The following is a 13,025-nucleotide window of genomic DNA, read 5'->3' as shown; positions in this document are numbered from 1 at the left end:
GGCATTAGTCCAACAGGATCGACTTCACGGTGACCGGGGTGGCCGGCGCACCGTCCTGGCCACCGCCGGCAACGCCTCCCTGCGCGATCTTGTCCAACGTGGCCAGGCCGGTGTCGTCGACCCTGCCGAACACCGTGTAGTTCGGCGGGAGCTTGGAGTCCTGGTAGACGAGGAAGAACTGGCTGCCGTTGGTGTTCGGGCCGGCGTTGGCCATGGCCAGGGTGCCGCGGGGATAGGTGACGGGCTCTTGCAGCTTGGGGTCGTCGGGCTGGAACTGATTGGTCGGGTACTCGTTGGCGAACGAGTAACCCGGCCCGCCGGAGCCCTTGCCGGTCGGGTCGCCGCACTGCAGCACCTTGAGCTGTTCGGCGGTGGTCAACCGGTGGCACGGGGTGTTGTCGAAGTAGCCCTGCTGGGCGAGGCTCGCGAAGCTGTTCACCGTGCACGGCGCCTTGCCGTTGTCGAGCAGCAGGCCGAGGTTGCCCTGGTCGGTGGACATGCTGGCGCTGATCTCGGCGGGTTCGGTGGGCACCTTGCCTGCGCGGGGCGGATCAACGGGCTTGCTGGCCTGCTCGGCGGACACCGGGTACTGGCAGTTCTCGCCGAGTCCGGCCGGTGCTACGAACGCCGGAAGCGATCCTGCCGCCGACGGGGCCGCCGACGTGGGGGAGGTCTCGGTGGCGGCCGCGGTCTGGCTGTCGGAGTCGCGGTTGGTGACGACGAGCGCGACCACCGCGGCGACTACGACGATCGCGCCTGCGACCGAGCCGATGATCGTGTACTGGCGCCGCCTGCGTGCCTTCTCCGCGCGACGCTCCAATTGCCGCTCGAGCTTGCGCTTGGCCGTCGCCCGCCGCTGTTCGTTGGTCGGCACCGCTGATGTCCTCCTGTTGTCGGTCGATCGGCAACGAGTGTGCCAGGCATTGCTGAGTGTGGCGCCGCGACCCACGCCATCGGGTGGTGGGAAACTGGACGTCGTGTTCATCACCGGGTTTGCCGCCGGCATGCTGGCGTGCAACTGCTACGTGCTGGCCCCACGGGCCGGGGGCGACGCCATCGTCGTCGACCCCGGCCAGCGGGCGATGGGGCCGTTGCGCCGGATCCTGGACGAGAACCGGCTGACACCTGCGGCGGTGCTGCTCACCCACGGCCACATCGACCACATCTGGTCGGCCCAGAAGGTGGCCGACATGTACGGCTGCCCGGCCTACATCCATCCCGAGGACCGCTTCATGCTGACCGACCCGATCAAGGACTTTGGGCGGGGGTTCCTCGGGGGGCTGGCCAGCTCGGCGTTCGGCGCGTTGTTCCGCGAGCCCAAGCAGGTCGTCGAACTGGACAAGGACGGCGACAAGGTGGAGTTGGGCGGTGTGACGGTCACCGTCGACCACACGCCCGGACACACCCGCGGGTCGGTGGTGTTCCGCGTCGACGAGGCCATCGGGTCGGGGCCGGGTGCGGTCGCGTTCACGGGCGATACCCTGTTCCGGCAGTCGGTGGGCCGGACGGACCTGCCGGGCGGCAGTGGTCGGGACCTGCTCGGCTCGATCGTCAACAAACTGTTGGTGCTCGACGACGACACCGTGGTACTACCGGGGCACGGCCCGAAGTCCACGATCGGTCTCGAACGCCGCACCAACCCGTTTCTCGAAGGCTTGATCTAGTGAGTTCCAGTGAGTGAATTTCAGGCGCCCAAGGGCGTCCCGGACTACCTGCCGCCCGACTCGGCGCAGTTCGTCGGTGTGCGCGACGGTCTGCTCGACACCGCCCGGCGGGCGGGCTACGGCGATGTCGAACTGCCCATCTTCGAGGACACCGCGTTGTTCGCGCGGGGGGTCGGGGAGTCGACCGATGTGGTGTCGAAGGAGATGTACACGTTCTCCGACCGCGGTGACCGCTCGGTCACGTTGCGGCCGGAGGGCACGGCGGGGGTGATGCGCGCAGTCATCGAGCACGGCCTGGACCGTGGGCCGCTTCCGGTGAAGCTGTGCTACTCGGGGCCCTTCTTCCGGTACGAGCGACCGCAGGCCGGCCGCTACCGTCAGCTGCAGCAGGTCGGGGTGGAGGCCATCGGCGTCGACGACCCGGCCCTGGACGCCGAGGTGATCGCGGTCGCCGATGCGGGTTTTCGATCGTTGGGGCTCGACGGTTTCCGGCTGGAGATCACCTCGCTGGGTGACGAGACCTGCCGCCCGCAGTACCGGGAACTGTTGCAGGACTTCCTGTTCAAGCTGGACCTCGACGACGAGACTCGGCGGCGCGCGGAGATCAACCCGCTGCGGGTGCTCGACGACAAGCGCCCGAAGATCCGCGAGATGACCGCCGATGCGCCGGTGATGCTCGACCACCTCTCCGACGTCGCCAAACAGCACTTCGACACCGTGCTGGCACATCTGGACGCCTTGGGGGTGCCGTACGTCATCAACCCGCGCATGGTGCGCGGGCTGGATTACTACACCAAGACCACCTTCGAGTTCATCCACGACGGGCTCGGCGCCCAGTCGGGTATCGGCGGGGGCGGACGCTACGACGGCCTGATGGCACAGCTCGGCGGAAAAGACTTGTCGGGCATCGGATTCGGCCTGGGTGTCGACCGCACGTTGCTGGCGTTGAAAGCCGAGGGCAAGACCGTCGGCGGGACGGCGCGGGTCGATGTCTTCGGCGTGCCGCTGGGCGAACAGGCCAAGGTGACGCTGTCGGTGCTGGGCGCGCGACTGCGCGCCGCGGGTGTGCGCGTCGACCTTGCCTACGGCGACCGCGGGATCAAGGGGGCGATGCGCGCGGCGGACCGCTCGGGTGCGGCGCTTGCGCTGGTGGCCGGTGACCGCGACATCGAGGCGGGCACGATCGGTGTGAAGATTTTGGCGACCGGGCAGCAGACGGACGTAGCGGTGGACGACGTGCTGGCCGAAGTGCTGGCCCGCCTCAACCGCGCCTGACACTCCTTGCCCCTGTTGGCGCGAGCGTGCGTGTCTGCACACGACACGCCGCGAAATTCCGACAGTTTGCGCACATTCGTGGGCTATCGAGCGTGCTCAAACGCGGTGTACGGCGTCGGTGAGCACCCTGTCGAGCATCCCGACGCCGCCGCTGAACACGTTGCCGCGCATGAGGACTCGCGTCGATGACGGGGTGACGGCGACCAGAGTCGAGGTCAGCAACCGCGATCGCCGCTCGAACTGCACTTGGCTCAGCGGTGCCACGATCTCACCGGTGCCGTCGCGGTAAGTCTGGTTCCGGCGGTCAAAGACGGCCGCCGCGGGGTACGCGCTCAGCGGTGTCATCCGCATGTGCCGAAGTGCTGCACCGCCGCGGATCATCGCCCGGAACGCCACGATGCCGATGATGAGCAGCCCCGCCCCGATCGCCGCCGAAGGCCACACCATCGAATACGCGAACGCGTAAAAGATCGACACGACGCCGAAGCCGCCGAAGATCAACGCCGACATCGTCAACAGCAGCACCGTCATCTCCGTCGGCGCGCGTCCGCGGTCGATGAGCAGAACCTCAAAACCGCGCTCGGCCACCACGACAGGCCCCTGATCCGCCAGCGCGATCGGCTCGAGCGACGGGTTCACGCAGAGCCGCGGGCGACCGAGTTGAGAAGTTCGTCGATGTGCCCGACCCCACCGTCGAACGGGTTGCCGCGCTTGAGTGTCTTCGTGCCGCCGGGTGTGAGCGCAACGAGTTTCGGTGAGCTCGAACCGATTTGGAACTTACGTGCAAAGCGCACCTGATCCAGCTGCACCAGGGCACCACCGCGGTAGCTGAACAGCCCGAGCTTGCGGTCCAGCACCGCGGCGGGTCGGCAGTCGTGCAACGGTCGGCTGCGGTACTTGCGGATTCTGCGGACGACGAGAAACGCGGCCACCGCCAATACCACGCCGACGGCGAGGAAGACGGCGCCCAGCGCCCGCGACGGGGAACCGCCGATCAGAGCAATCAGCCCGAACCCGCCGACGACGATCGTCAGGACGCCAAGCACGAACGCCAGCACCGTCAGCGGTCCCGTGCCACGGTCCACGACCAACACCCGACGACCGTCGTCGGTGACGACAAGTCCGCCGGTGTCGGCCAGTACCTGCGGCTCCGAAGCTGTGTTCACGGGTGCACTGTGCCACTTCGGCGGCCTCGAGCGTGCGCAAACTGCTGGAAATGCGCGGCGTGTCGTAGGCAGACGCGCGCACTCGCGGAAGGGGGCACAGCGGAAGGGGGCACAGCGGAAGGGGGCACAGCGGCTAGATGGCCATGGCGGCGCGGACGTCGGCTTCAGAGGACGAGCCGCCTGCGCCGCTGGAGGTGACGCGACCGGACTCGAGAACGTAGTAGTGCTGTGAGGACTCCAGCGCGAAACCGATGTGCTGTTCGACCAGCAGCACGCCCATGTCACCCCGCTGGGTCAGCGACGTGATCGCCGCTTCGATCTCGCCGACCACCGACGGCTGGATGCCCTCGGTCGGCTCGTCGAGGATCAGGCATTTCGGCGTGGTGATCAGCGCACGGGCGATCGCCAACTGCTGGCGCTGACCCCCCGACAGCAGACCGGCGCGGCGAGCCAACAGCTCCTTCAGAGCGGGGAACAGGTCGAGTTGTTCGTCGATGAGCCGCTTGCCGTTCTTGCGTCCGTCCGCGACGACCTGCAAATTCTCCATTGTGGTGAGCTGGCCGAACGCCTGCTGGCCCTGCGGCACGTAGGCCAGTCCACGCGCGACGCGCGCGCTCGGGCGCAGCCTGCTGATGTCGTCGCCGTCGAAGAGCACCTTGCCCGCACTGCATCGCACCAGTCCGACCGCGGCACGCAGCAGCGTGGTCTTACCCGCTCCGTTGTGGCCCATCACCGCGGCCACCCCGTCGGAGGGCACCTCGACGCTGGCACTGTGGATGACCTCGGAACGGCCGTACCCGCAACGCACGTCGACCAGTGACAGCATCAGGACTCCTCGATGAGTTCGGCGGGGACATCGGCGGTGCCCGCCGCGGCGGTGCCGAGGTAGACCTCTTGCACCTTGGGGTTGGCCTGCACCTCGGCGACAGAGCCCTCGGCGATCACCTGTCCGCGTGCGAGCACGCTCACCGACGTGGCGAACGCGCGCATGAAGTCCATGTCGTGTTCGACGACGACGACCGTGCGCTGGGCGCCGATGCGGCGCAACAGCTTTCCGGTCTCTTCTCGTTCCTCGTGGCTCATGCCCGCAACGGGTTCGTCGAGCAGCAGCACGTCGGCGTTCTGCACGAGCAGCATGCCGATCTCCAGCCACTGCTTCTGCCCGTGGGCCAGCACACCGGCCGGCTTGTCGGCCAGGTCGCTCAGCCCGATGGTGTCGAGCGCCTCTTCGATCGCGGGAAGCACACCCTTGCGGCGGCGCAACAACGTCCACGCCGACCGTCCGGCACCCGCGGCGATGTCGAGGTTCTGCAGCACGGTCAACTGCTCGAAGACGGTGGCCGTCTGGAACGTGCGACCCACGCCGAGCCGGGCGATCTGATGCACCTTCTTGCCGAGCAGTTCGACGCCGGATTTGTTGACCGACCCGGTGGCGCTGACCAGGCCGGTGATCGCGTCGATGACCGTCGTCTTGCCCGCACCGTTCGGGCCGATCAGGAACCGCAGGTCGCCCTGAAACAGCGTCAAGTCGACATCGCTGACCGCTTTGAAGCCATCGAAATCGACTGTGAGTCCGCGTACTTCGAGGTACTCGGTGCCCATGCCGACGTTGCCGCCCGCGATCGGCTCCGCTTCCAGCGTCATGTGGCTGCACCCACCTTCTCGGTGTCGGGATCGGCCTGCGGTTGGGGCTCGACGGCGACGGGTTTCGTGCGCCTGCGGATCCGGCGCCGTTTGAACAGCACACCCAGACCGGCCAGCCCAGCCGGGAAGAAGCCGACCACGACGATGAACAGCAGACCCTGTGCGTAGGTCCATTCCGAGGGGAAGCGTTCGGAGAACAGCGTCTGCGCCCACGCGACCCCGATCGCGCCGAGCACCGGCCCAAGCAGCGTGGTGCGCCCACCGATCGCCACGCCGATCAGAAACGCGATCGAGGGCAGGATGCCCACCTGCGAGGGTGCGATGAACCCGACGATCGGGGCGAACAACGCGCCCGCGATGCTGGCGAACAGTGCCGCCACGGTGTAGGCGACCACCTTGATGTTCGCCGGGTCGTAGCCCAGGAAGCGGACCCGCTCCTCACCGTCGCGAACCGCGACCAGCAGTTCGCCGTACCGGCTCTGCATCAGTTGGCGGACCACCGCGACGACGGCGAGCAACACGCCGGCGGCGATGAAGTACAGCATGCGCCGGTTGGCCGGGTCGTTGAGCGTGAACCCGAAGAACGTGCGAAACCTGTTGAGTCCGTTGCTGCCACCCAGGCTGGTCTGCCCGACGAGCAGAATCGCCAGCGCGGCGGCCAGCGCCTGCGACAGGATGGCGAAATAGGCACCCTTGACGCGGCGCTTGAATACGCCGAGCCCCAGCGCGGCCGCGATCACCGTCGGCACAATTACGATCGCCGCCAGGGTGAAGACGGGGGAGGCGAACGGCTGCCAATAGCCGGGTAATTCGCGCACACCGGCGATCTGCATGAAGTCCGGCACATCGTCACCCCGCAGCTGTGCGTCGGAGATCTTCAGATGCATGCCCATCATGTAGCCGCCGAGACCGAAGAACACGCCCTGACCCAACACGAGCATTCCGCCGCGGCCCCAGGCCAGTCCGATCCCGACCGCGACGATCGCGAAGCACAGAAACTTGCCCAGCAGGCTGAGCCGGAAATCGGACAGCACCGCGGGCGCCACGGCGAACAGCAGCACCGCGGCCACCGCGAAACCGGCCCAGGTCTGCCAGCGGCCAACGAAGGTCCTCACGCGAGACTCCTTGTCCGGACGGTGAACAGGCCCTGCGGCCGAGCCTGCAGGAAGATCACGATGATCACGAACACGACCACCTTCGCCAGTGACGCGGTGGTGTTGTATTCGATGAACGAGTTCAAAAAGCCCAACGCGAACGCCGCGATCACCGTGCCCTTGATCTGGCCGAGTCCACCGACCACGACCACCAGGAATGCGTCAATCAGATAGCTCTGCCCGATGGTCGGGCTGGTCGACCCGATCAGCGTCAACGCGACACCGGCCACCGCGGCCAGCCCCGAACCGATGAAAAACGTTGTGATGTCGGTCTTCCGGGACGAGATTCCGCTGGTCTCGGCGAGGTCGCGGTTCTGGACGACGGCCCGGATCCGCCGTCCCATCGGGCTGACCTTGAGCGCGGTGGCCAGCGCCGCGACACAGACGACGGCCAGCACCAGGATGAAGATCCGCGTCTTGGGCACCACCGCACCGAACATCTCCACCCCGCCCGACAACCACGCCGGCGCCACCACGTTGACCGCGGGAGCTCCGAAGACGTCGCGAGTGACCTGCTGAAGAATCAACCCGACACCGAAGGTGACCAGCAGTGTGTCCAGCGGCCGGTGATACATCCGGCGGATCAGCGTGGTCTCTAGAAGCGCACCCATCGCGCCACCGATCACAAATCCGACGGCCAGCGAGATCAACAGCGACGCACCGGCGCTCGACACGATCTGCTGCACCACGTAGGCGGTGTAGCAACCGGCCATGATGAACTCGCCGTGCGCCATGTTGATGACGCCCATCTGGCCGAACGTCAGCGACAACCCCAGCGCCGCCAGCAACAGGATCGAGCCGAGGCTCAATCCCGTTGCCAGCTGCCCGATCAGGACATCCACTACGAAATACTCCCGTCGCTTCGCTGGCCCGAAGTCTCAGCTGGACAGGCCGGCCGCCCACGGATACGACTTGAGATAAGGATCGGGTTCGATCGGCCCCGGCGACTCCCAGATCGTGTAGATCAGCCCGTCGGGCCGGATCTCGCCGATGCGCGCGGTCTTGGTGATGTGGTGGTTTTCGCCGTCGATGGTGACCAGACCCTCCGGCGCGTCGAACGTCACGCCACCCGCATTGTCCTGAATCGCCTTGACGTCGAACGACTTCGCCTTCTCCACGGTGTTCTTCCACAGGTACACCGAGACGTAGGCGGCCTCCATCGGGTCCGACGTCGGCTTGTTGGCGCCGTACTTGTCCTTGTAGGCCTTGACGAACGCCTTGTTGGCCGGGTTGTCGACGGTTTCGTAATAGTTCCAGGCGGTGAGTTGACCGGTGATGTTCTGGATTCCGATTCCGCCGACCTCCTCCTCGGCGATCGACACCGACACCACGGGCATCGCCTCCGGGGTCAGGCCGACGTTGCGGTACTCCCGGAAGAAGGCGACGTTCGAATCGCCGTTGAGCGTGTTGAACACGGCGTCGGCGGCGGCGGTGCGGACCTTGTTGACGATGGTCGAGAAGTCCGTCGAGCCCAGCGGCGTGTAGTCCTCGCCCTTGATCTCGATGCCGTTGGCGCCCGCGTATGCCTTGATGATCCGGTTGGCGGTCTGCGGGAATACGTAGTCGCTGCCGACCAGATAAAGCGACTTGACGCCCTTCTCTTTGAGGTAGTCCAGCGCGGGCACGATCTGTTGATTGGTGGTAGCGCCGGTGTAGAAGATGTTCTTCGACGACTCCAGGCCCTCGTACTGCACGGGGTAATACAGCAGCGAGTTCGCGCTCTCGAAGACCGGCAGCATCGCCTTGCGCGACGAGGAGGTCCACCCGCCGAACACCGCTGCCACGCAGTCGCTGCTGATCAGCTTCTCGGCCTTCTCCGCGAACACCGTCGGCTCGGACGCGCCGTCCTCGCCGACGAGCCGGATCTGCTTGCCCATCACACCGCCGGAGGCGTTGATCTGCTCGACCGCGAGGTCGATGGCGTTGCGGACGGTCACTTCCGAGATGGCCATGGTGCCCGACAACGAGTTCAGCGCACCCACTTTGATCGTCGGGCCCGAGGTGTCGACGCACGATTGGGCGTTCGCCGAATCCGACTCGGTCGCCTTGCTTCCGCAGCCGGCCAGCACCAGGCTGGTCGCAGCGACGATTCCGCCGGCAACAAGGGCTGAACGTCTCACGGAGGACCGTCGTGGTAGTCGCATGAACAGCCTTTCCCTATATATCCGCAGCGCACATCGGCGATGAGCGTCGAGCCGGGCGCGGGTCCCGACATCGCGTGGTTGTCGAATCGGGACGTTAGAGCGGTGGTGTTTCTGGGAAATGTCTGCGTGTGACAAACAAATTAACCTGTGACTTCTCCGCAGGTCGTGTGCCGTTCAGCGGCGCATCGAAGGCGCTCGGCAGCGGCGGCGCTGCGGCTGTAACGGTTTGATACCGTCCGGCGATGTGACGAACATGCGAACAGCTATAACCAAGGTCGGGGCGGCTCTCATGGTGGCTGCGGCGTCAGTCGCGGTCAGCCATGCGACGGCGAATGCCCAGTCGGAAGGCCACGTGGTCCGGTACACGCTGACGTCAACGGCTCCTGCCGACTTCCAACTCAACTATCTGACGGCTCAGCCTCCGAGCAAGGAGGCGTACAACGCCGACGCGTATGCGTACCTGAAGAAGGAAGAAGTGGTTCTGCAGCCGGGCGTGCCGTGGGTCTTCGAGACGACAATGGCCGACCCGCAATGGGCGATCCTCACCGCGAGCACGGGCGTCCACGCCATGCAAGCCTCCCCGAATCCGCACTGCGAGATCGCGATCGACGGTGAGGTGGCGGTGCAGCAGGACGGTACCTACACGGTGCAGTGCCAGCTGAGCCAGTGGTGACCGCGCCGCTGTAGGTATCGCGGCCGCTCAGTCGGCCACGTTCTGGAGCTCGGACAATTTCAGCGTGGGTGGCAGCGGCTCGGTGTGCAGCACACCGAGCCGTTGTGTCGCGCGGGTGAGCGCGACGTAGAGGTCGGCCGCCCCGCGCGGACCGTCGGCGAGGATGCGGCCCGGCTCGACGACCAGAACCGCGTCGAACTCCAAACCCTTGATCTCCGACGGTGACACCGCCCCGTCCATTCCCGAAGGCCCGATCACGACGCTGGTCCCATCGCGGCCGTCTTCGTCGCGACGGAACTCCTCGATCGCGCCGGGTAGTTCGTCGGTATCGATGAAGCGCGCCCATGGCCGAACACCGCATGCGCGAACGGATTCGGGTGGCCGCACCTCGGGGGCGAACTCGGCGAGCAGGCCCGCGGCGACGTCCATGATCTCGGCTGGCGTGCGGTAGTTCACCGACAGCGGCCGGTAGATCCAGCGACCGGGCACATAGGGATCGAGCATCGAGCCCCACGACGTGGTGCCCGCGGCCGATCGGCGCTGCGCGAGATCTCCGACAACGGTGAAAGACTTGCTGGGACACCGACGCATCAGCACCCGCCAGTCCATCTCCGAGAGCTCCTGCGCCTCGTCGACGACGACGTGGCCGTACGTCCAATCACGTTCTGCGGCAGCACGTTCAGCGAGATCGCGGGTGTCGCGTTCGATGAATCGCTCGGCGAGGTCTTCGGCGCCGATGAGGTCGGTGGCGAGCAGATGATCCTCGTCGGCCATCAGGTCCTCACGGGCCACCATCAGGTCCAGCACACCGGCGGCGTACGCGGCCTCCTCCTGCCGCTGAGTCTCGGCCGCGGCGTCCGGTTTGCTCCCGCCCAACATGTCGACCAGCTCGTCGAGCAGCGGCACGTCCGGCACCGTCCAGGCATCGCCTTGGGCGCGCAGCAGGCACTCGTCGGCGCCTGCGGCACTGAGCCGTTCGACAGACTCGTAGAGTCCGGCCAGCAGAGCCTCCGGCGTCAGCTGCGGCCACAGATCGTCCAAGGCGGTGTTGAACGCTTCGTGATCACCGAGTTCGTCGAGAAGCTCGGCACGCAGGTGTTCCCACGCCGCCTTGTCGTCGCGGCTCAGCCAGCCCTTGCCGATGCGGGCGATCGCCCGCTCGGTGAGGACCCAGGTGATGACGTCGACGAACACCGCGCGCGCGTCGTTGTGTGGCAAGCCGCTGTCGCGGGCTTCCTGGATCGCCCACTCGGCCGTCTCGGCGTCGATCCGCACGGTGACGTCGGCCAGCTTGATCGGCACCGGTTCTGCGGGAGCCCGTTGCCGGTCGGCGATCGCCGCGGCCAGCACGTCCAGCATCGTCAGCGAACCCTTCGCGCGCGCCGCGTCGGGAGAGTCCTCGGCGGTGACCCGCAGGCCGGGAACGAGGTCACCGGTCGTCATGAACACGACGTTTGTTTCGCCGAGCGAGGGCAGCACCCGGTCGATGTGTCGTAGGAACGCGGTGTTCGGGCCGATCACCAGCACGCCGTGGCGTTCCATCCGCTCCCGCTGCGTGTAGAGCAGGTAGGCCACCCGGTGCAGTGCGACCACGGTCTTGCCCGTGCCCGGGCCGCCCTCGATCACCAACACGCCCGGGTGCTCGAGCCGAATGATCTCGTCCTGTTCGGACTGGATGGTCGCCACGATGTCGCGCATGCCCTCGCCGCGGGGCGCGTTGACCGCCGCGAGCAGCGCGGCGTCACCCTGGGCGCCTTCAGTGGGCCTGCCCAGAGTCTCGTCGGTGAAATCGGTGATGCGACGCCCGATGGAATGGAACTGGCGCCGGCGGCGCATGCCCTCGGGGTGGGCCGCGGTGGCGACGTAGAACGGGCGCGCCGCGGGAGCCCGCCAGTCCAGAAGCAGCGGCTCGTACTCGTTGGCCTCGTCCAGCAACCCGATACGACCGATGTAGAGACGGTCACCCGTGACGCTGTCCAGCCGACCGAAGCACAGCCCGTGGTCGGCCACGTTGAGCCGGTTCACCCGCTTGGCCACCGCGCGCACCTCGGCGTCACGGTCGACCAGTGAGCCGCCGTCACCGCGCAGCGCCGCGTCGTAGTGCGCCCGCACGCGTGCTCGTTCGGCGTCGAGTCGCGCATACAACCCGTCGATGTAGCGCTGCTCAGAGCGCAGTTCGTCCTCGTGGCTCTCGCTCGCCACATCGCCCCCAAATCTGTTCTGCAAAGCGTTCGCGCGCGTCGACCTTGACAACCCATCGAACGTGAGTTCGAATCGAGTGTATGCGGTGGGATGGTCAGGGTGTCGGCGTCGACGACGGCGCGCTGCCCGGCCTGCAGCGTATCGGTTTCGTGCGCAGCGTGCGGACGCCGCAGTTCGAGGGCATCACGTTCCACGAAGTGCTGTGCAAATCGGCGCTCAACAAGGTGCCCAACGGGGCCATGCTGCCGTTCCGGTTCACGGTCAACGGCTACCGCGGATGCTCGCACGCCTGTCGCTATTGCTTCGCGAGGCCCACGCACGAATATCTCGAATTGAACTGCGGCAGCGACTTCGACAGTCAGGTCGTGGTCAAGACCAACGTGGCCGACGTGCTGCGCCGCGAACTGTCGCGGCGGTCGTGGCAGCGCGAGACGGTGGCGTTGGGCACCAACACCGATCCGTACCAGCGGGCCGAGGGCCGCTATGCGCTCATGCCCGGGATCATCTCGGCCCTGACCGATTCCGGTACCCCGTTCTCCATCCTCACCAAGGGCACGCTGCTGCGACGCGACCTTCCGCTGATCTGCGAGGCCGCCCGTCAGGTCGATGTCAGCGTGGCGGTTTCGCTCGCCGTCGGAGACCTCGCGCTGCACAGGGAAGTCGAACCGGGCACACCGTCGCCGCAGGCACGGCTCGGGATGATCGCCGCGATCCGGGACGCCGGGCTGGACTGCCACGTAATGGTAGCCCCGGTGTTGCCGCATCTGACGGACTCGCCCGAGCAGCTCGACGCGCTGCTCGCCCAGATCGCGGCCGCGGGCGCCACCGGTGTCACGGTGTTCGGCCTACACCTGCGTGGTTCGACGCGCGGCTGGTTCATGAACTGGTTGGCCGGCTCGCACCCGGAGCTGGTGGGAAAGTACCGCGAGCTGTATCGCCGCGGCGCCTACCTGCCGCAGGACTACCGAAAGAGGTTGCACGACCGGGCGGCGCCGCTTGTGGCCAAGCACGGCCTGGCGCCCGACCGCCGGTCGTTCCGCGCCGCGGACACACCGCCGGCGCCTGCACCCGTCCCAGCGTTGCAACCCACATTGTTCTGAGAA

General features: G+C 66.9%; 13 protein-coding genes. 4 read left to right on the top strand and 9 right to left on the bottom strand.

Features of this window, described 5'->3' with window-relative positions; genetic code table 11:
- Positions 1–4 precede the first annotated feature (4 nt).
- Positions 5–874 (bottom strand): peptidylprolyl isomerase, encoded by an 870-nt coding sequence (locus tag CEX88_RS00455; protein WP_094292023.1) that lies wholly within the window; start codon positions 872–874, stop codon positions 5–7.
- A 103-nt stretch (positions 875–977) separates the two neighbouring features.
- Between CEX88_RS00455 and CEX88_RS00450 the strand changes: the two genes are divergently transcribed.
- Both CEX88_RS00450 and hisS read left to right on the top strand, forming a co-directional pair.
- A complete protein-coding gene (locus CEX88_RS00450) occupies positions 978–1,664 on the top strand; it encodes an MBL fold metallo-hydrolase (RefSeq protein WP_066841523.1) in 687 nt (228 codons plus the stop codon).
- Between the two features lie 9 nt (positions 1,665–1,673).
- Complete coding sequence (gene hisS / locus CEX88_RS00445) at positions 1,674–2,939, top strand: histidine--tRNA ligase (protein WP_094292022.1); 1,266 nt, start codon at positions 1,674–1,676, stop codon at positions 2,937–2,939.
- Between the two features lie 96 nt (positions 2,940–3,035).
- Here hisS and CEX88_RS26235 read toward each other — a convergent pair whose 3' ends face one another.
- From CEX88_RS26235 to urtA, 7 genes are all read right to left on the bottom strand, one after another.
- Positions 3,036–3,578 carry a hypothetical protein gene (locus CEX88_RS26235; RefSeq protein WP_238381909.1) on the bottom strand — a complete coding sequence of 181 codons (543 nt, stop codon included), beginning with the start codon at positions 3,576–3,578 and terminating at the stop codon, positions 3,036–3,038.
- Positions 3,575–4,105 (bottom strand): hypothetical protein, encoded by a 531-nt coding sequence (locus CEX88_RS25970; protein WP_197696700.1) that lies wholly within the window; start codon positions 4,103–4,105, stop codon positions 3,575–3,577. Before CEX88_RS25970 ends, CEX88_RS26235 begins: the two co-directional genes overlap by 4 nt.
- 133 nt (positions 4,106–4,238) lie before the next feature.
- Complete coding sequence (gene urtE / locus CEX88_RS00430) at positions 4,239–4,931, bottom strand: urea ABC transporter ATP-binding subunit UrtE (protein ID WP_094292021.1); 693 nt, start codon at positions 4,929–4,931, stop codon at positions 4,239–4,241.
- Positions 4,931–5,749 (bottom strand): urea ABC transporter ATP-binding protein UrtD, encoded by an 819-nt coding sequence (urtD, locus tag CEX88_RS00425; RefSeq protein WP_066841348.1) that lies wholly within the window; start codon positions 5,747–5,749, stop codon positions 4,931–4,933. Before urtD ends, urtE begins: the two co-directional genes overlap by 1 nt.
- Positions 5,746–6,864, bottom strand: a complete 1,119-nt coding sequence (urtC, locus tag CEX88_RS00420; RefSeq protein ID WP_094292020.1) for an urea ABC transporter permease subunit UrtC — start codon at positions 6,862–6,864, stop codon at positions 5,746–5,748. Before urtC ends, urtD begins: the two co-directional genes overlap by 4 nt.
- Positions 6,861–7,745, bottom strand: a complete 885-nt coding sequence (gene urtB / locus CEX88_RS00415) for an urea ABC transporter permease subunit UrtB (RefSeq protein ID WP_094292019.1) — start codon at positions 7,743–7,745, stop codon at positions 6,861–6,863. Before urtB ends, urtC begins: the two co-directional genes overlap by 4 nt.
- A gap of 36 nt (positions 7,746–7,781) precedes the next feature.
- Positions 7,782–9,047, bottom strand: coding sequence for an urea ABC transporter substrate-binding protein (urtA, locus tag CEX88_RS00410; protein ID WP_094292018.1), 1,266 nt, complete (start codon positions 9,045–9,047; stop codon positions 7,782–7,784).
- 253 nt (positions 9,048–9,300) lie between these two features.
- On the opposite strand from urtA, the gene CEX88_RS00405 reads away from it, so the two are divergent.
- A complete protein-coding gene (locus CEX88_RS00405) occupies positions 9,301–9,720 on the top strand; it encodes a hypothetical protein (RefSeq protein ID WP_231987586.1) in 420 nt (139 codons plus the stop codon).
- Between the two features lie 27 nt (positions 9,721–9,747).
- On the opposite strand, the gene helR is transcribed toward CEX88_RS00405, so the two are convergent.
- Positions 9,748–11,922 carry an RNA polymerase recycling motor ATPase HelR gene (gene helR, locus CEX88_RS00400; RefSeq protein ID WP_202931338.1) on the bottom strand — a complete coding sequence of 725 codons (2,175 nt, stop codon included), beginning with the start codon at positions 11,920–11,922 and terminating at the stop codon, positions 9,748–9,750.
- 80 nt (positions 11,923–12,002) lie between these two features.
- Between helR and CEX88_RS00395 the strand changes: the two genes are divergently transcribed.
- On the top strand, positions 12,003–13,022 hold the full coding sequence (locus tag CEX88_RS00395) for an Rv2578c family radical SAM protein (RefSeq protein WP_094292017.1): 1,020 nt from the start codon (positions 12,003–12,005) through the stop codon (positions 13,020–13,022).
- The last annotated feature ends 3 nt before the right edge of the window (positions 13,023–13,025 follow it).

The sequence above is a fragment of the Mycobacterium neumannii genome (assembly GCF_002245615.1).
Taxonomy (GTDB): Bacteria; Actinomycetota; Actinomycetes; order Mycobacteriales; family Mycobacteriaceae; genus Mycobacterium; species Mycobacterium neumannii_A.
The sequence above is the reverse complement of the archived record's forward strand: the minus strand, read 5'-3'. Positions and strand labels throughout refer to the sequence as shown.